The sequence below is a fragment of the Marinitoga hydrogenitolerans DSM 16785 genome, assembly GCF_900129175.1.
GTDB classification, from domain to species: Bacteria; Thermotogota; Thermotogae; order Petrotogales; family Petrotogaceae; genus Marinitoga; species Marinitoga hydrogenitolerans.
The window spans coordinates 1-21863 of record NZ_FQUI01000015.1 but is presented as its reverse complement, the minus strand read 5'-3'; the positions used below and the strand labels follow the sequence as shown (position 1 = coordinate 21863).

19 protein-coding genes are annotated in these 21863 nt (G+C 27.5%); 12 read left to right on the top strand and 7 right to left on the bottom strand.

The features are described from left to right. Positions 1 to 11 precede the first annotated feature (11 nt). The 3 genes from BUA62_RS05640 to uvrB all read left to right on the top strand — a co-directional run bounded on the left by BUA62_RS05640 (position 12) and on the right by uvrB (position 4590). Positions 12 to 1184 (top strand): inorganic phosphate transporter, encoded by a 1173-nt coding sequence (locus tag BUA62_RS05640; RefSeq protein WP_084670720.1) that lies wholly within the window; start codon positions 12 to 14, stop codon positions 1182 to 1184. A gap of 120 nt (positions 1185 to 1304) precedes the next feature. Continuing rightward, on the top strand, positions 1305 to 2522 hold the full coding sequence (locus tag BUA62_RS05635; protein ID WP_072864355.1) for a 6-phosphofructokinase: 1218 nt from the start codon (positions 1305 to 1307) through the stop codon (positions 2520 to 2522). Between the two features lie 91 nt (positions 2523 to 2613). Further along, positions 2614 to 4590 carry an excinuclease ABC subunit UvrB gene (gene uvrB / locus BUA62_RS05630; protein WP_072864353.1) on the top strand — a complete coding sequence of 659 codons (1977 nt, stop codon included), beginning with the start codon at positions 2614 to 2616 and terminating at the stop codon, positions 4588 to 4590. A gap of 50 nt (positions 4591 to 4640) precedes the next feature. Here the strand turns inward: uvrB and BUA62_RS05625 are convergent, their stop codons facing one another. The 7 genes from BUA62_RS05625 to BUA62_RS05595 form a co-directional block, all read right to left on the bottom strand. Further along, the gene (locus tag BUA62_RS05625; RefSeq protein ID WP_072864351.1) at positions 4641 to 5219 is read right to left on the bottom strand and encodes a 2-oxoacid:acceptor oxidoreductase family protein; all 579 of its coding nucleotides are present in this window, start codon (positions 5217 to 5219) and stop codon (positions 4641 to 4643) included. Further along, positions 5219 to 7105 (bottom strand): thiamine pyrophosphate-dependent enzyme, encoded by a 1887-nt coding sequence (locus BUA62_RS05620; RefSeq protein ID WP_072864349.1) that lies wholly within the window; start codon positions 7103 to 7105, stop codon positions 5219 to 5221. Before BUA62_RS05620 ends, BUA62_RS05625 begins: the two co-directional genes overlap by 1 nt. A gap of 61 nt (positions 7106 to 7166) precedes the next feature. Beyond that, positions 7167 to 7484 carry a ferritin family protein gene (locus BUA62_RS05615; RefSeq protein WP_159429499.1) on the bottom strand — a complete coding sequence of 106 codons (318 nt, stop codon included), beginning with the start codon at positions 7482 to 7484 and terminating at the stop codon, positions 7167 to 7169. Next, entirely contained in the window at positions 7456 to 7668 is a 213-nt protein-coding gene (locus tag BUA62_RS05610; RefSeq protein WP_072864345.1) for a ferritin family protein, read from the bottom strand. The genes BUA62_RS05615 and BUA62_RS05610 overlap by 29 nt, the downstream gene beginning before the upstream one ends. A 121-nt stretch (positions 7669 to 7789) precedes the next feature. After that, positions 7790 to 10357, bottom strand: a complete 2568-nt coding sequence (glgP, locus tag BUA62_RS05605; RefSeq protein WP_072864343.1) for an alpha-glucan family phosphorylase — start codon at positions 10355 to 10357, stop codon at positions 7790 to 7792. 98 nt (positions 10358 to 10455) lie between these two features. Then, positions 10456 to 11793: a 23S rRNA (uracil(1939)-C(5))-methyltransferase RlmD gene (gene rlmD / locus BUA62_RS05600; RefSeq protein ID WP_072864341.1), complete on the bottom strand. Its 1338-nt coding sequence runs from the start codon at positions 11791 to 11793 to the stop codon at positions 10456 to 10458. An 89-nt stretch (positions 11794 to 11882) separates the two neighbouring features. Continuing rightward, positions 11883 to 12350 carry a YybS family protein gene (locus BUA62_RS05595; RefSeq protein ID WP_072864339.1) on the bottom strand — a complete coding sequence of 156 codons (468 nt, stop codon included), beginning with the start codon at positions 12348 to 12350 and terminating at the stop codon, positions 11883 to 11885. A 50-nt stretch (positions 12351 to 12400) separates the two neighbouring features. Between BUA62_RS05595 and BUA62_RS05590 the strand changes: the two genes are divergently transcribed. The 9 genes from BUA62_RS05590 to BUA62_RS05550 are packed head-to-tail and all read left to right on the top strand — an operon-like array spanning position 12401 to position 21467. Continuing rightward, positions 12401 to 12844 carry a MarR family winged helix-turn-helix transcriptional regulator gene (locus tag BUA62_RS05590; RefSeq protein ID WP_072864337.1) on the top strand — a complete coding sequence of 148 codons (444 nt, stop codon included), beginning with the start codon at positions 12401 to 12403 and terminating at the stop codon, positions 12842 to 12844. Then, on the top strand, positions 12831 to 14519 hold the full coding sequence (locus BUA62_RS05585) for a PEGA domain-containing protein (protein ID WP_072864335.1): 1689 nt from the start codon (positions 12831 to 12833) through the stop codon (positions 14517 to 14519). The genes BUA62_RS05590 and BUA62_RS05585 overlap by 14 nt, the downstream gene beginning before the upstream one ends. A gap of 12 nt (positions 14520 to 14531) precedes the next feature. Further along, positions 14532 to 16862: a coiled-coil domain-containing protein gene (locus BUA62_RS05580; RefSeq protein ID WP_072864332.1), complete on the top strand. Its 2331-nt coding sequence runs from the start codon at positions 14532 to 14534 to the stop codon at positions 16860 to 16862. Beyond that, entirely contained in the window at positions 16862 to 17653 is a 792-nt protein-coding gene (locus BUA62_RS05575) for a patatin-like phospholipase family protein (RefSeq protein WP_072864330.1), read from the top strand. Before BUA62_RS05580 ends, BUA62_RS05575 begins: the two co-directional genes overlap by 1 nt. Then, entirely contained in the window at positions 17640 to 18434 is a 795-nt protein-coding gene (locus BUA62_RS05570) for a hypothetical protein (protein WP_143148335.1), read from the top strand. The genes BUA62_RS05575 and BUA62_RS05570 overlap by 14 nt, the downstream gene beginning before the upstream one ends. Next, on the top strand, positions 18431 to 19075 hold the full coding sequence (locus tag BUA62_RS05565; protein ID WP_072864326.1) for an LptA/OstA family protein: 645 nt from the start codon (positions 18431 to 18433) through the stop codon (positions 19073 to 19075). Before BUA62_RS05570 ends, BUA62_RS05565 begins: the two co-directional genes overlap by 4 nt. Continuing rightward, positions 19072 to 20346 (top strand): serine--tRNA ligase, encoded by a 1275-nt coding sequence (gene serS, locus BUA62_RS05560; RefSeq protein ID WP_072864324.1) that lies wholly within the window; start codon positions 19072 to 19074, stop codon positions 20344 to 20346. The genes BUA62_RS05565 and serS overlap by 4 nt, the downstream gene beginning before the upstream one ends. Next, positions 20346 to 21035 carry a 16S rRNA (uracil(1498)-N(3))-methyltransferase gene (locus tag BUA62_RS05555; RefSeq protein WP_072864322.1) on the top strand — a complete coding sequence of 230 codons (690 nt, stop codon included), beginning with the start codon at positions 20346 to 20348 and terminating at the stop codon, positions 21033 to 21035. Before serS ends, BUA62_RS05555 begins: the two co-directional genes overlap by 1 nt. 60 nt (positions 21036 to 21095) lie before the next feature. Beyond that, complete coding sequence (locus BUA62_RS05550; protein ID WP_072864320.1) at positions 21096 to 21467, top strand: hypothetical protein; 372 nt, start codon at positions 21096 to 21098, stop codon at positions 21465 to 21467. Positions 21468 to 21863 lie beyond the last annotated feature (396 nt).

Below are 21863 nucleotides of genomic sequence, written 5' to 3'. Positions count from 1 at the left end.
TAGGATTCGGAATGGCATTAGCTATTGGAGCTAACGATGTCGCGAACTCTATGGCTACCGCCGTTGGAGCAAAAGCTATAACTCCAAAACAGGCTGTTATCATTGCTGGAGTTTTAGAATTTGTTGGTGCTACTTTTTTTGGAAAACAAGTAACAGACACTATTAGAAAAGGTATTTTGCATTTAGAAATTTTAGCAGATCCGAAATTGGTTATTTGGGGGTCAATGGCAGCTTTAGTTGGTGCTACTATATGGCTTGCTATTGCTACATATAAATCATGGCCTGTTTCTACTACCCATTCAATTGTTGGAGGTATGGTTGGTTATGGTATAGCCGCAGGCGGTTTAGCTGTTGTTAATTGGTCAAAGATTTTTACTATTACTCTAAGTTGGATTATTTCTCCTTTAGTCGGTCTTGCTGTTTCTTTTGCAATGTTTAAAGCTATTTCTGCAACTATTCTTCATAGTAAAAACATTAAGAAAAATTCAAAAATTTGGATTCCTTTCTTTCTTGGTTTAGCTGCATTTATAATCGGTCTCTCTTTCATAGTAAAAACTCTACACATATCTATAACCTTTAAATCTATAATATATGCCATTCTATTTGGAATTTTTGTCTCTTTAATCATAATGATTTATATTATAATTAAATTAAAAAATGTTTCAGATGACCCATATATATATGTTGAAGAAATATTTAGAAAATCACAGGTTGTAACATCCTGCTACGTTGCTTTAGCACATGGTGCAAATGATGTTGCTAATGCAATTGGACCAGTTGCAGCAATATATGCTGCTGTTATGACCGGAACAGTTGGTGCTAAAGCTGAAATACCAAGATATATATTAGCATTAGGTGGTGTAGGAATTGCTATTGGCGTTGCCATATGGGGAAGTCGAGTTATGAAAACCGTTGGAACAGAAATTACTGAATTAAATAACTCAAGAGGTTTCGCTATAGATTTTTCAACTGCAACTACCGTATTATTGGCATCAAACATGGGAATGCCCATATCTACAACACATACTGTTGTAGGTTCTGTAATTGGTAATGGCTTGGCAAGAGGTACTGGTTCAATTAATTTGGGTGTTATAAAAGATATTTTTGTTTCATGGTTTTTAACGGTTCCAGCAGCAGCTATAGTGTCATATATTATATTTAAAATTTTCTCTCTGTTTATATAAATAATTTTGTCATACAAGGTTAATATTTTTTAAAGAATAGAATTATTTATCTGGTAAAATAGTCCTGTACTAAACAGGACTATTTTTATATAAAATTCATATAAATTAGGAGGGATATATATGAAAAATGCTATTTATGCTCAATCTGGTGGAGTTACCAGTGTTATAAATGCTTCTGCATATGGTGTTATTAAAGCTGCCTTAAATTCTAAAGATATTGATAATATCTATGTTGCAATTAATGGAATCAATGGTGTTTTTGATGAAAATTTAGCTGATATGAAAAAAGAAGATCCTGATCAAATAGAATTATTAAAATTCACACCTTCAAGCGCTTTTGGATCTTGTAGAAGAAAAATAAAAACTGAGGATGAATTTGAAAAAGTTTTTAATATATTTGAAAAATATGATATTCATTATTTCTTTTATAATGGTGGAAATGATTCGATGGATACAGCAAATAAAATTCATCAATATGCAAAAAAAATCGGATATGATTTAAAAGTTATTGGAGTTCCAAAAACTGTTGATAATGACTTACCAGAAACTGATCATACTCCAGGATTTGGATCCATCGCAAAATATTTATCTGTTTCTATTCTCGAAGGAACTTTAGATGTTAAAAGCATGGCTGCAGATTCAACAAAAGTATTTATTTTAGAAACAATGGGGCGTCACGCTGGATGGGTTGCTGCATCCACAGCTTTAGCAAAAAGACATGAAAGCGATGGCCCACACATTATTTTAATTCCCGAAGTGCCATTTAATAAAGAAAAATTTTTCAAAAAAGTTCAAGAAACTATTAAAAAATACGGATATTGTTCAATAGCTGCTTCTGAAGGAATTAAATATGAAGATGGAAGTTTTGTTGCAGCAAGAGGATATCAAGACAATTTCGGAAATGTTCAATTAGGTGGTATAGGTTCTACATTAGGTAATTTATTAAAAACAGAATTAAATATTAAAACACATTATGCTGTACCTGATTATTTACAAAGAAGTGGAAGGCATATTTCAAGTCAAGTGGATGTTAATGAAGCTATTAACGTTGGTGCGATGGCAGTAAAATATGCTTTAGAAGGTTATAGTGGATATATGGTAGGAATTAAAAGATTAATGAATGATCCATACTTAAGCACTACTAAATTGATCCCTTTAGAAAACGTAGCTAATGAAACCAAATTAATTCCTGATGAATTTATAAGTGAAGATGGTATGTTTGTAAATGAAAAGTTTATTGAATACGCATTACCTTTAATTGAGGGTGAATATTATCCACCATTTTTAAATGGAATACCTGTATATGCCAGATTAAAACTTGAAAAAATTAAAAAATAAATGCTATTATTATCAATACCGGTTATTTTAACCGGTATATTTTTTAGTGTATAATATATATTATATTGATGTTCAAAAAGAGGTGTTTAAAATGAATAAATTTAAATTACATTCAAAATATAAACCACAGGGAGATCAACCTGAAGCTATAGAAAAATTAATTGCTGGTATAAATAAAAATTATAGGTTCCAAACACTTCTTGGGGTTACTGGTTCAGGAAAAACCTTTACAATGGCTAATGTTATTGAAAAATTAAATAGACCTACTTTAATATTATCGCCAAATAAAATACTTGCTGTTCAATTATACAGAGAATTCAAAGAATTTTTTCCTGAAAATAGAGTGGAATTTTTTATCAGTTATTATGACTATTATCAACCAGAAGCTTATCTTCCTGGGAGAGATATGTATATTGAAAAAGATGCTAGTATTAATGACGTACTGCAAAAAATGAGACTTTCAACTTTAAAATCTGTTTTAACAAGAAGAGATGTTATTGTTGTAGCAAGCGTTTCAACTATATATGCTTCTGGTAATCCAGAAGATTTTGCTTCTATTAATTTGAAATTAGAAGTTGGTAAAGAATACAATAGGAGATTTATATTAGAATCTTTAGCAAAAATGTTATATACAAGATCTGAAGAAAAGCACAGTGGTGGAATTTTCAGATTTAAAGGTGATATATTAGAAATTTATCCACCTTATGAAGATTTTGGAATACGAGTAGAATTTTTTGACGATGAAGTTGAAAAAATTTATTCTTTTGATATATTGAATAGAACAAAGATAGATTTTTTCGATAAGATAACTATATATCCTGCAAACGAATTTGTTACAACTGAAGAAAAAATAAAAAAAGCCATTGATTCTATAAAAAACGAATTAGAAATTCGAATTAAAGAATTTCAAAAAGCTGGAAAATTACTAGAAGCTCAAAGAATTAAGCAAAGAACATTAATGGATATGGAATTATTAGAAACACTTGGACATTGTAAAGGAATAGAAAATTATTCAAGACATTTTGACAATCGAAAACCCGGCGAACCTCCGTGGACATTACTTGATTATTTTGACGATGATTTTATTACATTTATCGATGAATCACATATTGCTATTCCACAATTAAGAGCCATGTGGGCAGGAGATCATTCGCGAAAGAAAAATTTGATTGATTATGGTTTTAGATTACCTTCTGCTTTCGATAACCGGCCTCTAAGATTTGAAGAATTTTTAGAAAGAATTAAACAAACAATTTTTGTATCTGCTACTCCGGGTTCATTTGAATTCGAACATTCGGAACAAATTGTAGAACAAATTATACGACCAACTGGACTTATTGATCCTGAAGTTATTGTAAAACCTACTATTGGACAGGTCGATGATTTTATAGACGAATTAAAAAATGTTATTAAGAGAAACGAAAGAGCTATTGCTGTTGTTTTAACGAAAAAAGATGCAGAAATGTTATCAGATCATTTAAACTTATTAGGAATAAAATCCACATATTTACATTCTGAACTCGATGCCATGGAAAGATCTGAAGTTGTAAGAAAATTACGAAGTGGCGAAGTAGATGTTGTAATTGGAGTAAATTTATTAAGAGAAGGTCTCGATTTACCTGAAGTATCTCTTGTGGCTATCATGGATTCAGATAGGGAAGGTTTCTTAAGATCTGAAACAACATTAATTCAAACAATAGGTCGTGCAGCACGTAATGTAAATGGTAAAGTTATTCTATATGCTGATAAAATTACAGAAGCAATGCAAAACGCTATTTATGAAACAAATAGAAGAAGAAAATTACAAATGGATTATAATGAAAAAAATGGAATAAAACCAAAATCTATAATCAAGGAATTACCCAAAAACATCTTTGAGCAGTTCATGGAAAAAGTTGAAAAACCAGAATTTATTTTTGAAGTTGCAGAAAACACGACGCCTCAGGAATATATACAATTATTAGAATTAGAAATGTTTAAAGCTGCTTCTGAATTAAGGTATGAAGATGCTGCAAAATATAGAGACGAAATTAAAAAAGTAAAAAAGAAATATAGGATAAAAAAATAAATATATATTCTCACTAACCATATATAAAAAGGAGTCCATCATTGGACTCCTTAATTATTATAAACTCTTTCAAACAATTTTATATTTTTCTTTAAAACATCCCCTGATAAAAGATCATTTATAGCTTCTAAATAATGTGTTTTGTTTATTTGTGGAATTAATTTATATTTTGCCATTGTAGCTAAAACTGCCATATTTTGCATTCTAGCATCTTTTAAGTCGTTTAAAAAGACTCTTATTAAATTTATGTTTCTATTTTTTGCTACTTTTTGTATAATTTCATTATCTATTTCTTTAGCTCTCCTTAATCTTACATCAAGTGGTTGCCATACTGCATCATAATATATTACTGTTGAAGAGTCTTTTGAATATTCATTCATTCCTCTTAAAGCCTCATGTCTTTCTAAAGCTATTACTAAATCAGCTTTTCCTTTCATTATAAGAGGAGAATTAATATTATCCCCAATACGAATATTAGATGAAACCGTTCCACCTCTTTGAGCTAATCCATGTGTATCAACACCTCTAACATTTAAATTCGATTTATCTGCAGCTCTTATAACAACTTCACTTAATAATCCTATTCCTTGACCTCCAACACCAATCAAATAAATATTAAAAGCTTTCATTATCTATTACCCCCTTTGGATACAATTTTAAACGATAATGCATTTGTAGGACATGTTTGAACACATGAACCATCACCAATACATAAATCTTCTTGAACCCAAACATTTCCTTCAGGGGTTATTTGATATGCAGGACATCCAAAATCACTTATACATACATATTGATGATCACATTTTTCCGTTACTTCAACCTTATTATTTTTATATATTCCTTTTTTCCTTTGTTCCCTTGTCAATTTTAACATACACGGATGTTTAGCTATTATAACTTTTAATCCTTTTTCTTTTTGAGCTTCTAAAACGTATTCTCTTAATTTGGATTGTTGATATGTATCTACCTCTCTAATAAACTTAACCCCTAATTCTTCTAACATCTTCCTTATAGGAACCGCTTCTGTTGGGCCATTAATATTTTTACCTATTGATGGTAAATCTTGATGCCCTGTCATAGCTGTTGTACCATTTTCCATTATAATCAAGGTTAAATTATGATTATTAAAAATAGCATTAATTATTCCCGGAATACCTGCATGGAATAATGTGGAGTCACCTAAAAAAGCTACAACATTTCTTGTTTTATTAAATAATGATAAACCTGAAGCCGTAGATGTTGAATGACCCATTGATAATAATACTTGTCCCATATTATATGGTTCTAAATATCCAAGAGTATGACATCCAATATCAGCTACTGTAATATCAGTATCTTTCAAAGCATATTTAATTGCATGAAATGCTGACCGGTGACCACAACCTGGACATAACTGTGGTGGTCTTGGAGATAATTGAATTTCAGGAATTTTAATATCTAAATTCGGTAATAAATCTGGCCATGTCTTTTTTAAAATGCCATAAACTTTATCTGGCTTATACTCACCTATCCAATCTTCTATATCAATTTTTCCAATAATTTTACAATTAATATTATTATCAAATGCCAATGCCTTTATATCTTTTTCCATAATATCATCTAATTCTTCTAAAATTTTAACCTCTTCATGTGTTTTTAAAAATTCTATTATTTTTTTTTCTGGCAAAGGATTTGTTATTCCTATTTTTAGAATATCTATTTTTTGATCTGTATACTCTAAAACATCCAATAATGATAGATAAGGCAGACCAGATACTATAATTCCTCTTTTATAATTATTATTGTTAATATATTCGTTAAATTTGGAATTATTAGATATCTCTTTGAACTTTTCTAATTTTTCTAATGCTCTTTTTTTCATTTCAAGAGCTCTTGCTGCAATAGGAATGTGTGGAGCATTAATATGATCAAATTTAGGTGAATAATCATATTTTTCAATTATTAATTCACCAAAATCTATTTTTTGTTTCGCATGACAAACATGTGTAGTTAATCTCAAAATCACTGGCATATGTAATTCTTTAGATAATTTTGCTGCTTCTTTAAACATTTCATATATTTCTCTTGGAGAATTGGGTTCGAAAATAGGGATATAAGATAATTTCGAAAAATGTCTATTATCCTGCTCATTTTGAGACGAATTCGCCCCTGGATCATCACCTAAAACTATCACCATTCCACCTATTAAATCAAATAGACCGAGTTGAACAAATGAATCAGCAGCAACATTTAACCCTACGCTTTTAAAAAAAACCGTTGAAAGATGTCCATTCATTGATGCTCCAAAAGCTACTTCCGTTGCAACTTTTTCATTCACTGAAAATTCAAAATACATAGGATTTTTCTCTTTTGGAATATTTCTTATACCTTCAGCTATTTCTGGAGTGGGTGACCCTGGATATGACGTAACTACTCTTACTCCAGATTCCAGCATCGCTCTAACAAGAGCATGATTCCCCATAACTATTTCGCTTATTGGTCTTTCAGAAATTAATATTTCTCCTAAAGTTTTCATTTTATCACCTCACAAACTATAATTTAATACAAAAAAGGAATGGGAGTACCATTCCTTTTTTTTAATATAATGGTGTAAAATTCATTTTTGTCCAATAATCTGCTGATAATTCTTTATAAATACCATATAAAATATCTCTATGTGTTTGTTCCCACTTAGCTAACTTGTTAAATAAATCTTTAGCTTCTTCATTATTAACATTTTCAGCAGCTTTTTTATAAAAATTCATAAAATCATCTTCAATTAAATATGCCATTTTTACAACGGTTAAATCCAATGTCATATTTTTTATTTGCCCACCTGTAATTTCTTTTAATTCTCTTTTTTGAAACAAATTTTCATCATTTTCTTCAAAAAAAAATATCCAATTTTTTTTCATTTTCATATTTTTCTATTAATTTTTTTATGTAATTTGCATGTCCCTGCTCCATTTCAACCAACATAGAAAAAATTTCTTTTAATTGAATATTAGAAACTGTTTTCAATTTAGTTTTATAAAAATCTTTACCTTCAATTTCTTTTGCTAATGCATAATTTAATATTCCTAAAATCCCATCATTCATTTTTACCCCCCTTATAATTAATTATATATTTGTAATTATATCATATTTTTATTAATTTTAAAAACAACAAATAAAAAAATACCTGCAACTATAAAAATAGCTACAGGTATTTTTATTTAAATTATTGTGGATATTTTACAAATCCTATTAGATAATGTTGATAAGGCATTATTGGATTATAAGGTACTACTCTTACATTCCAACCATATTGACCTCTTTCATCTACTTCAAATTCACCCTCAAAAAGATATGTATCCTTATTAACTTCTTTAACAAGTTTCATATCAAATGATTTTAAAGAAACAACTTTATTATCTTCTAATTTAGCTAAGATAATTTGAGTCAAAACAGAATCTGGACCTATTCCTGGTAAATATACTTCTGCTTTTACTTCAATATTACCTCCTGTAGAATATTCAACATCTTCATTTACATTTGATAAAACTTTAATTTTAATACTATCCCAATTTCTCTCTAATATTTCAACCCAATTTGAGAATTTTTTTGTAATTTCAAAATTACTTTTTACAAATTTTTCTCCTAATTCAGCTGCAGTCATATATAATTTTTGAGTATATTCTTTTAGCATTCTATGTGTATTAAAGAATGATGTTACTGATATTATAGATTCTTTCATTATTTTTATCCATTCTCTTGATACTCCTAATTCTTCATTGTGATCATAATATAACGGTACAATTTCTTTTTCCAATGTATTATACATAGAAACACTATCAATTCTATCTTGTAACTCTAAGTCTATGTAATCTCTTTCATCACCTATAGCCCATCCATTTTTGCCATTATATCCTTCAACCCACCAACCATCTAATACACTAAAGTTTGGCGAACCGTTCATTCCAGCCTTTTGACCACTCGTACCACTTGCTTCTCTTGGCCTTCTTGGATTATTTAACCAAACATCAACACCAGCAACTAAATGTCTGGCAACATTCATGTCATAATTTTCAACAAATACAATTTTATCTTTAAATTCTGGCATTCTGGAAATTTCATATATTCTCTTTATTAACTCTTGACCTGGCTTATCAGCAGGATGCGCCTTACCAGCGAATATTAATTGAACTGGTCTTTCAGGATTATTTAATATTCTCTTAAGTCTATCTAAATCTTTAAATATTAATGTTGCTCTTTTATAGGTAGCAAATCTTCTAGCAAAACCTATTGTTAAAGCATCCGGATTAAGTATTTCCTCTATTTCTTCTAATTGTTCAACTGTTTCACCATGTCTCATTCTTTGCAATTTCGTTCTCTCATGAATAAATTCAATTAATTTCTTCTTCAATGATTTTCTAACATTCCATAATTCCTCATCTGGTATATTATCTATTTTTTTCCACAAATCTGGATCATCAACATTTTCATGCCAATCTTTACCAAGATAATTAGAAAATAGGTCTTGCAATTCTTTAGAAATCCATGTTGTCGCATGAACACCGTTAGTTACATGTGTAATTGGCACTTCAACTGCTTCTAACCCTTTCCAAATATCTTTTGCTAAATCTCTAGATACTTCGCCATGTAATTTACTTACGCCATTAGCTCTTGAAGATAGATTTAATGCTAATGTTGTCATAGAGAACAATTCTGATCCATCTGGCCTTATTTCTGCTCCTAAATCTAAGAATTCTCTTCTAGATGCTTTTAACTGTGGCCAGTAATCCCTAAAGTATTTATCCATCAAATGAAACGGAAAAGCATCATGCCCCGCTGGTACTGGTGTGTGTGTAGTAAATACACCACTTGCCTTTACAGCTTGAACAGCTTCCTTAAAGGTTAATCCTTTTTCTTGAACAAATTCTCTAATTCTTTCCAATCCTAAAAATGCTGAATGCCCTTCATTCATATGCCAAACTGACGGATTATATCCTATCGCTCTTAGAGCCCTTACTCCACCAATTCCCAATAAAATTTCTTGCCTAATTCTCATTTCTTGGTCTCCACCATATAATTGATACGTAATCATTCTATCCTCAGGATCATTTTGTGGAATATCTGTATCCAGATATATTAAGTTAATTCTTCCTACTTGTAATTTCCAGATTTTCGCATATACTTTTCTATTATCCATTTCAACAGAAATAAAAACTTCATTTCCTTCTTCATCTTTAACAGGTACTACTGGAAAATTATCAAAATCATACGGATTAAAGATAGATTCCTGCCATCCCTCTGAATTAATTCGTTGCTCAAAATACCCTTGTTTATACAATAGACCAACAGCAACTAATGGAATACCTAAATCACTAGATGATTTCAAATGATCTCCAGCTAATACCCCCAAGCCACCCGAGTAATTCGGGAATGATTCATGTAGTCCGTATTCTGCACAAAAATACGCGAATTCTCCACCTTTATATTCTCTGTGTGTTGATTTAAACCATGTGTTTTCTGCTTTCATATATTTATCGAATTTTTCTATAACTTGAGAATACAATGAAACAATAGCATTATTTTCTTCTGCCTCATTTAATTTTTTTTGACTAACTTTTTTCAAGAACAATACAGGATTTCGATTAACCTCTATCCATAACTTTTCATCTATCCTCTCAAATATCTCCTGTGCATCGTAGTTCCATGTCCACCAAAGATTCTTACTTAATTCAGGTAACCTTGATAATTTTTCTGGTACCTTAGGTAATACATTTATCTTTGAAATAAATTCCATGGAAAGTCCTCCCTCCAAAATTTAATATATCCAATACTTATTATACCAAAAATTATTGATTTTGTGCAATAATCTCAGAAATTTAACTTTAATTATAATTAATCGCTATTAATCACCTTTAAAAACGCAAAATTTTCAATATGAAATGTATTAGGAAACATGTCAAAAGGTCTTATAAATTCAATATTATAGGTTTTCTTCAAATTCGAAAGATCTCTTGCTAAAGTTGTAGAATCACAAGATAAATAAAAAATATTTTTAGGTTTTAATTGTAAAATCTTAGTTAAGACTTCTTTACTAACCCCACTTCTCGGCGGATCTATAATTAATAAATCTATTCTTTTATCATATTCCTTAATAAACTCCTGAACATCGCTTTTTATAAAAGACGTATTTTTTATTCCATTTATATTAGCGTTGGAATGGGCTGCTTTTACAGAAATACCATTACTTTCAACACCAGTTACATGCTTAAAAAGTGGTGCTAAATAAATTGAAAACAACCCTACTCCCGAATATAAATCCAAAAGATTTCCTGTAATTTTTTCTGATTTAACTATTTTTACAAATTCATTCAATATTTTTTTAGTTACATTATAATTATTCTGGAAAAAAGCTGTAGGTGGAATTTGAAATGTAAAACCATCAAATTCTTCTTTTATAACTCCTTCACCTTTTAATGTTTTATAAGGTCCCCTTAAAACTATAGAATCCGAACCATTCATTACGTGTATAATAGAATCAGATTTAATTCTTTCTTTTATTAAAGATTTAAAATTTTTATAATTAGTGATATACTCTGTTTTAGTAATGAATATACTCATAATTTCATTTTTTGAAAATGATTTTCTCAATACTAAATGTTTAAATTCTCCTTTTTTACTTTTTGGATTATATATTTTTAAATTCAACGCTTCAAATATCTTTTTTGTTTCATTTATAATCTTGTTAAACTCTTTTGGGGCAATTAAACATTTTTTTACGTTTATAATTTCATTACTATTTCTTTTTTTTAATCCTAATTTTATTTCGCCTCTATCATATGCAAAAGAAAATTCCATTTTATTCCTATAATTAATTATTTCGTCAGACCCTATTGCATCTATAACAAGTTTATCATCTAATTTACCAATTCTTCTAACTTGCTCTTTAACTATATTTGTTTTGATTTTTAACTGTTCTTTATAATCTAAATCTAACAATTGACATCCTCCACATTTTTGAAAATACGGACATATCATTCTATTTCTATATGGGGATTTTTCTAAATACTCCACCACTTCCGCAAAATATACATCTTTTTTATTTCCTTTAATCTTTATTTTAACAAATTCTCCTGGATAAGCATGTTCTATCATATAAATTCTATTATCATATCTAGCAAAACCATAGCCACCATTAACTATTTTTTCAACCACTACATCGATAAATTCCATTTTAATCACCTCTTGTCAAATTCTAATTTCATTATAACATATATTTCATTTTTTACCGTTTTTCTGATAAAATATAATAGGGAATATAATTAAAATCCCTTAGATTTTAATCCTTTCATAATTAGATCTGATATCTTTATATAATAAAATTTCACCACGAAGAATGTTGATGCTCCAATTAAAGGCCACAAATAATAAAATATTTTTACATTAAAAAATGATTTATACATAAAATAGGATGATGCCACCGGCACGAGAAAAAATATAATACGGGGGATTTTATTTTTTTTATTATATACAATACTTAATACTGGTGGTAACAAATACGTTGAAAAAAATATTAATCCAAAAACATCGTTTAAAATTAATATTAAAAAAGCTGAAGTTAATGTAGAAATAATAAAATACTTCATATCTGTTAATCTATACACCAATATTAAAGGAATCAAACTAAAAAAGGATATTAACACACCAAATACTGGAATAAACATTTGAGAAGTAAATAATAATACTGCAATGACGCTTAACATAGCAGAATATGTAATATTTTTTACCATCTAATTTACCCCACTTTCAAAGAAATTTAAATTCAGATAGGAGGATTATTATGGAAAAAAAGAGATTAGAAAATTTTGAAAAAATTATAAGAGATATATGTTTTAAAATTAAGGTGGAAGGTAGAAAAATTATCAAAAATATTGATATTTCTCCTGCCCAATTTGACCTACTTCAAATATTATTTTTCAGAGGTCCAAAAAGAGTTACGGATCTTAGTATGGCATTAGGAATAACAAAAAGCACCACAACAGGTCTTATTAACAGACTTGAAGAATCCAAGTATCTCCAAAAAACCAAAGACGAAAAAGATAAAAGAGTTACAACAATTAAAATAACAAAAAAAGGTGAAAATGTTATTCAAGAAGTTATAAAAGCCCGTGTCGAATTTATGAATGATGTCTTATCTAAAGTTGAAAATCCCGAAAAACTAATGGAAGAATTAGAAAATTTGGATAATATTATTAATGAGGTGAGAAAAAATGAAAACAAGTAAGTTCTCTCTAATATTTTTTTTAACTCTCACCATTTTATCTTTTTCATTTCAATTAACAATTAATGCTCCAAAAGGGGCTCTTGTATACGTCAATAATCAATATATCTTAACAATGAAAAATTCACAGGAAACATTGTCTTTAAGTAAAGGAAATTATGAAATAACTATATCAAAATTCGGGTATATGGATTATAAAACTTCTATATCGTTAAACTCTGATAAAATAGTTACAGCTGAATTAATCCCAATTGCCAGCATTGAATTTCATTCGAATCTGGATAAATTTTATGTTACTTTTGGGGAAAACAAAATATCAATTTACAACGGGGAAATTCTAAAAATACCCATAAACATTAAGCAAATTATAGCTTCCACAGAAAATTATAAACCTCAAACAATAAATCTCGAATTAAATCCTTTTGAAACAAAAAAAATATATATTGATTTTATACCAAACGGTATGGTCACTTTTGAATCCACTCCTACAGCTAATTTATATATAAACAATACTTTTGTAGGCGAAACACCTTATTCTACAATATTATCTTTAAACTCCACATATAATATAAAATTAAAAAAAGATGGTTATTTAACTTTTGAAAAAAATATTTCTCTAAAAAACGATGAACCTATAAAACTTCAATATGAATTAAAAAAAGGAATTAAATTATATATTGATTCTTCACCACAAAATGCTTTAGTCACAATAAATGGAAAAAAAATGGGATATACTCCAAATACATTTACAGTACCCTCAGGAAGTCTAAAAATAATTTTATCAAAAATTGGTTACATCTCAAAAGAATTATCAATAAACTTAGATAAATCTTTAGAAAAAAAACAATTATTTTTTGAATTATACGAAAATAATAGAATTATAAGATTTCAAGATTCAGAAAATCTTGATTTTTATTTAGATGGAAAATATATTGGAGAAAATGTTGAATATTTAGAATTAGATGGCATGCCTCACATTATAGAAATAGTTTCAAAAAATAACGAAAATATTTTTTTCAGATATATTATAAATAAAGATCTCCCAAAAGAAATTATTCTAAATCCAAGGTTATCAACATCAGTAGAGGTTTTGTCAAATAAAAAAATATTAACATATATTGGAGATAAATATGCTTTCGCGCCTTCTACAATATTAATAAATACTATGCAAAATACAAAAACATTAGATGTGTATTATTTAAATTCAAAAAAATCAACAACATTAAGAAAAAATAGATCACAAACAATTTTTTTAACCAATTCTGATAACGTTGGTGCGGTTTCATTATTCACTTCTTCCTCTTATGCATTAATATATATTGACGGAAAATATATAAACAAAGGATATGTTTTAGGACATGTTTTAAATAATGGAGTTCATAATGTTACTTTTAAATTCGCTGATGGAAAAACATATAATATTAACATAAATATCAATAATTTCGAACATAAAGTTATTTTCTTTTCTAAGGCTAATCTTGTTCCTGTAAAAATAATAAATACTAAATCTTTTGATATATATATTGATGATATTAAATATACAGCTTCGGAATTAGATTTAAGATTAGAATATGGAGTTCATAAAATAAGTGTATATAATGGAGAAAGAAAAATTACCGAAAGATATATTTATTTAACAGATGAAGGTAAATATATTAATTTGGATAATTGGTATTAAGGGGGCTATAAAATGAAGAAATTACTTATTTTTGTTACAATGCTAATATTTGTTTCCTTTTTATTTGGAGAAATAATAGACGTAAAACCAGCATCTCCAGTTTATCCTTATGTGTATAAAGTAGTTAATGCAGGTATAATGGAAACTGATACACAAGGAAAATTTAATGGAGCTATTTCTGTTTCAAGATATGATTTAGCAATATTTGGCTCTAATCTTTTAGATTATCTTGATACAAATTATAAGAAAAGATTAGACTCCTTAGACGCATCGTTAACAAACTTAGAAACAGAAAAACTACCTGAAAGAGTATATACGTTAGAAAATTTTATATTCTCACTTGATGCTGATTATAAAAATACAAAAAATATTGTAATGGAACTTTCTGATAAAGTTAAAAATTTAGAAAATGCTATAACAATTGAATCAACTGATTCAAATAATCCTATTTTTAATGCTATTGCTCAAAATGCATATATGGTTGCAGAAAAAAAATCTGTAGAAAAAATTAATGAATTATATGAAACTACTTTAGCCTCCATAGTAATATTCAGCAACAGAATGAATGAGTTTGAAAGTGCTGTTGAAGAAGTTTTAGAACAATTTGCTAAAACTAAAGAATATATGACCAATACCTTAGATGATTATTTAAAAAGAGAACAAAATAATTATAAATCATATATAGATGAATTATTCACTAAAGAAAGAGATGGTTTAAAATTATTTATTACTAACGAAGTTGCAGCACAAATGCGTTGGAAAAAGGATAGCGATAGTGCAACTATTACGCAATTAATGAATGAAATTAATGATTTGAAAAATGAATTATCTTCTTCTAATGCATATATTGATAACATTATACAGCAAAAATTTGATTTCCAAATAAAACCTCTAATAAATTTAACAACAAAAATCCCCGAATTAAGCAATCAAATAAAAGAATTAAATGATAAGGTTTTACAATTAGAAACATCAGGAATAAGTCCTACTGATTATTCAACAATTTCAAATGACACATTGCTTTTTAAAAAATTGCAAAGCATTGAAAATTCTATAAATTCACTTGAATCATTAAAAATTAAGGTTGAAGAATTAGAAAAAGTAACGAATTCATATTCTGCTATTTTATCTGATTCATCAAATAGATTAAACAATTTTGATAATAAAATATTAGAATTCCAAAAGGATCTAAGCAATTTAAAAACAACTATACAAACAGAATTACCAAAAGAATTATTAGATAGATTATCTATAATAGAAGAACGTTTAAACAATATGACGAAATTACAAAATGCAGCTGATGAAATAAATAAATTTAGTAAAAAATTGCAAGAATATGATCAAAGAATTGGTTTATTAGAAGGAGCAGCGTTTGACAAAGAAAATGAAAGTATTTCTAATCTATTTACAAAACTTGATCAAATCGAATCAAGAATTAATACTAATGATTATGCTGTTTCAAATCTTACTGCTCAAGTTTTAGGTATGGCAAAGGATTTACAAGATTTCAAAAATGCTGTAGAAGAAAGCGGATTAAATAATATTGGAGAACTTTTAACAAATATAAATTCCGCATTACCCAAAATTTCAAATATTGAACAATTAAGTACAAAAAATTATCAAGAAATACAAAAAATAAATGATAAATTAAAAGTAATAAATGAATTAAAAATCAAAGATGATGATTTGACAAAGAAAATTAGAGATATGAATAAATTAGTTCAAGACTTGGCTCTTCAACCTCCAACAGAAAGATTACAAACTGATGTTATTAACAATACCAAAACCTTATTTGAACTGAAAAGTGAATTTGATAAGAAAATGTCACAATTAGATACATTTGAAAAGAGATTAAAATCATTAGAAAATTCTATCTATACTTTGGAAAATTTACCTTCAAATAATAAAGAAGCTTTGACAGAAATTATAGGGGAAATGGTCACCCAATCTATGATGAAAAAATCTGATGATATTAAAAATTACGTATATATGCAGATAAAGGATGATTTAATAAAAGAAAATATGAAGTCTTTAGAATCTATTATAACAAGATTAAACAATGTTGAACAGAAAGTTGAAAATGTTTCTGATATATCTTATATTGATGAAAAAGTTATTAATTTGGAAAAAAATATTACTGAGTTGAAATCCCAAAATAACAAAATTACTTCAGAACTTTTGGAAATGAAAAAAGATATATCTAATACAAATGATTTGAATTCGAAAGTTCAAGAATTAGAAAATAGAATTAATAATCAAAATATTTTAAATAATATTATATACGGATTAGTTGGTGGTATTGTGGGCGGTATTGCTGTATATGTAATAATGGGAGGAATATAATGAATTACGGAATCGCATTAGGAAGTGGTGGAATCAGAGGAATGGCTCATATTGCTCTTTTGGAATATTTAGAAAAAAAGTATAATAATAAACCTTTAGTAATAACTGGTTGTAGTGCTGGATCTATAATAGGCGCTCTTTATTCTTTAGAACCTAATAGTACATTAATAATGAAAAAACTAAATTATATTATTAATCATTCATCTAAAGAAATTAATCATATAAGAAAAAATTTAGAGAATAAAGTTACTGGATTTGCAAGATTATTAGCTTCAACTGGTATATTAAACAATGATATATTATTTAATCTTTTAAAGTCTTTATTTCATAAAAAACGTTTTTCAGATTGTAAAATACCATTTGGTGTTGTTGCCGTCGACATTGATTCAGAAAGCATTGAAGAAATTACTGAAGGTTATATTTTAGATGCTGTAATGGCTTCGTCTAATGTTCCCGCTGCTTTTACACCAAAATTATTAGGGGGAATGAGATTAATTGATGGTGGTGTGATTGAAGAAGTTCCTATAAATTTATGTAGAAAATTAGGTGCTGAATATGTTATTGCTTCTCATATACCACAAAAAAGTAATTCTTTTAGTGATGGATTAGAATATATAAATTTTATTTCATCTTTAAGTGTTGATTATATAACAAATAATCATTTAAAAGAAGCTAATGAAGTATATATATTTGATTCAATATACCAATGGTATGATTTTAATAAATTTAAAGATATTTATTTTGAAGCAAAAAAGAAACTTGAAAGAAGTGAAAAAAATGCGTACAATTAAAATAGCTTCCGGAGATTTTAAATATGGTGTTTATTGGAATTCTGGAGTAATATCCGAATTTATGAATCATAATATACCTATTTTTTTAAAAGCATCTGGATCCAGTGTATTATTAATATTTTTTATTTCAAAATACAAAAATAATTTTTTCGGTAAAATGATTGAATTTATAAAAAATTCAAAGATATTAGATCGTTATTTTTTTAAAGATAGTATATATGAAAACTTATATAATCAAGCTCTTGCTTTATGGAGATTAAATAGGAAAAAGCAATTCGAATTTGAATCTCACAAAGAATTAGAAAAAGAATTTAAAAATTATTTTGGAAATATAAAAATTAAAGATTTAGGAAATTTCTTTCAAATTGAGACTTATGATATATTAAAAAAAGAAATTTATAATTTTAGTCCTGATGAATTATATATCAATGCATTATTATCTTCTTTTTCGTCACCTCCATTTTTCAAATATTTTGAATATAATGAAAAAAAACTTATACCAACAGCTGAAATATCATTATGCCCTTTGGAAATTAAAAACATTGATATTGTGACCTCATTAGAATGTTCTTTGAAATTGCCTATACCTAAAAATGGTGCTGAAATCTTACTTTATTCATTTTTTTTGCGAAAAAAGAAATTATTTGATATAATTACTAAAGACACCGATGTTTTAACTCCTTTAAAACCTGCTTCATTGTCTTTAAGTGGAGCATCTTATAACAACGCAAAAAAAACTGCTAAATTATGGATTGAAAAGAATTTGGAGGTCTTAGAATGAAAAAAATTATTCTTTTATTTTTTATTATTTTTACTATTGTTTCTTTTTCTTCAACTATTCATGTGAGTGCTGACACTGTTAAAGGCGGAGACGACTTTTATGTTTTAAAAAACAATGTTCAAGTTATTAAAGATACACTTAATGTATTAACAAATTTAGCTACTGTTACTTTAGTTAATGATGAATGGAGGAAATTAGAAGCTGAAGGTGGTATAAAAATTAAAACTGATACAATGGAAGCTACTTCATCAAATTTAAATTATGATTTAAAGAATGATATAGGAATATTAAAAGGTTCTGTAGAAACCAAAATTACTTTAAAAAAAGAAAAAAAAGATATATATATTTTTTGTGATATAATCAACTTTGATAATAAAAATAAAACTTATTCCGGAAAAATGTTAGATGAAAATGCTTTGGTAAAAATAATTAAAGAAGATTATATAATCTTCGCAAAATCATTTGAATATGATGAAAACACAAAAATACTCATATTGAAAGATAATGTAAAAATTAAAAATGATAAGAAAAAAATAAATATGGATACTTCTCAAGCTACATTTAAAACAGATAAAAATGAAATTTCCGCTGAAAAAGTTAAACTGACTCTTGAAATTGAGAATAAGGAGGAAAATAAATGATTGATATTAAATTAATAAGAAAAAATCCAGAAATTGTAATTGAAGCTTTAAAAAAAAGACATCATGAAACTGATCTAATTAACCAAATAATAGAATTAGATGAATCCAAACGACATATACAAAAAAAAGTGGAAATATTACGTGCACAAAGAAACTCTTTATCTAAACAAATTGCAAAGTTAAAAGCATCTGGTGACACTGAAGAATTAAAAGATATTATGATTGAATCAAAAGAAATTGGTGATGAAATAAAAAAATTAGAAGTTGATATGAGAGAAATCGAAGATAAAATACATATAAAATTATTATATATACCTAATATTCCTGATGATTCTGTTCCTGTGGGAAAATCTGAAGAGGATAATATAGAAATAAAACGTTGGGAAAACCCAAGAAATTTTGATTTCAAACCCAAAGCTCACTGGGATTTGGGTCCTCAACTCGGAATGTTAGATTTTGAAAGAGCTTCAAAATTAAGTGGTTCAAGATTTTCTATATTAAAATCACAGCTTGCAAAATTAGAAAGATCATTAATAAATTTTATGCTTGATGTTCATACGAAAGAACATGGATATATAGAAATAATACCACCTCATTTAGTAAAAAGAGAAACAATGTTAGGAACTGGACAATTACCAAAATTTGAAGAAGATGCATATAATACAAAAGATGACGATTTATTTCTAATTCCAACTGCAGAAGTTACTTTAGCCGGCATGCATCAAAATGAAGTTTTAAGTTTTAAAGATTTACCATTAAAATATGTTGCATATACTCCATGTTATAGACGAGAAGCTGGAAGTTATGGTAAAGATGTAAGAGGTATGGTTAGACAACATCAATTTGATAAAGTTGAATTATTCTGGTATACCACCCCTGATAATTCAGAATCGGCTTTAGAAGAACTAACTTCTCATGCTGAAAAAATTCTGCAATTATTGAAATTACCTTATAGGGTAATCACATTGTGTACTGGTGATTTAGGTTTTGGAGCATCTAAAACTTATGATCTTGAGGTTTGGTTACCAAGTTATAATAATTATAAAGAAATATCTTCCTGTAGTAATGTAAAAGACTTTCAAGCACGACGAGGTAATACACGATATAGAACTAGAGAAAATAAAATGGCATATGTTCATACTTTAAATGGTTCAGGACTAGCTGTTGGTAGAACACTCGTTGCAATAATGGAAAATTATCAGTTAAAAGATGGAAAAATAAAAGTACCTGATGTTTTAATACCATACATGGGAGTGGAGGTTATTGGTTAATGCCTAATGCCTTTTATGGTACTGTAAAAAACGAAACTATTATACTTGATAAAAATGAAACTTCTCATATAAAAATAGTCAGATTTCATGAAAATGACGAAATTAAAGTATATGATGGCAATGGAAATATTTATTATTGTAAAATTGATAAAATTAAAAAAAATGAAACTATTTGCCAAATAGTAAAAAAAGTGTGTTTTGAAAAAATATATAAACCGCAAATAAACTTCTATATTGGTGCAAGCAAATTCGATAGAATGAAATTATTAATAGAAAAATTAGTTGAATTAAGGGTAAATAATATTTATATTTTTCACGGACAAAAGTCACAATTAAAATTCAAAAATTTAGAAAAATTCAAAAGGACTATTATAGAAAGCTCAAAGCAATCAGAGTATCCGATATTCCCAAAAGTTGAATTAATTAAATTTGAAAAATTAAATTCAATAAAAAACCCATTTATTCTAGATTTAACAGCAAAATCAGATATCAATTTTGCATTGAAACAACTAAACAATCCTGAAATCATCTCTATTATTTTAGGGCCAGATATGGGTTTTTCTAATGATGAATTATCGAAATTACCATCCTTGTACAGAATAAATCTTGGAAATTCTATAATGCGATTTGAAACAGCCGGAATTTATATATTAAGTATATTAAATTATTATTTTAATAGATTATATTAAGAACTTTTCCTTTTTTTCTAGAGTCAAATATAAATAGACTCATAAATGGGAGGGAAAAGTATGATGAAATCTTATATTAAATTCTATGAAGAAACAAAAAAAGAGTATCATGACATGTTAAACCATGCTAAAAGACCTCATGATGTTGTAAATGTTTTTGCAAAGTATACTTTAAATTTTTTGAAAAAAACATTCCCAGACAAAATCACAGATGAACACTTAAATTATATTGTATTTGATGAAGAACTTGAAGAAGGTTACTATTTTGAAGAACCCTTAATGAACATTTTAAAGGAAGAATTCGAAACTTCAGATTTGCCTTCAATATTGAGAAAAAAAGCTAAAGAAGCCAAAGACCGATATTTGCATATAGTAAATGATAATGATAGAACGGAAACATTTAGGTTATCAAATAGTTCAAAAAATTATTGATTAAGGCGGAAATCTCCGCCTTTTTTATTTATATATCTTCCTAACTTTGACAGCAATCTGGGAAATTTAAGGAAAATGGAACGGTAGAATGCGGGTTTGAGACGATAAAAGTATGGAAAAATAGGATTAAAAAAAATCGTGTGGTGACACAAAGTATTTTAACAATAGTGTAATTTTCTTGATTTCATAGTGTTTTTGTGGTATAATATACAGTGACATTATGAAATCAAGAGGTGATTTTTATGTTTTTAAGAATTGTTAAAAATAATAAAGGAACAGAATATTTGAGAATTGTTGAAAATTATAGAGAGAACGGTAAAAACAAACAAAAGGTAATAGCGAATCTTGGTCGAGTCGATAACATAAGTGAAAAAGAAGCAGAAAATATGGTAAATA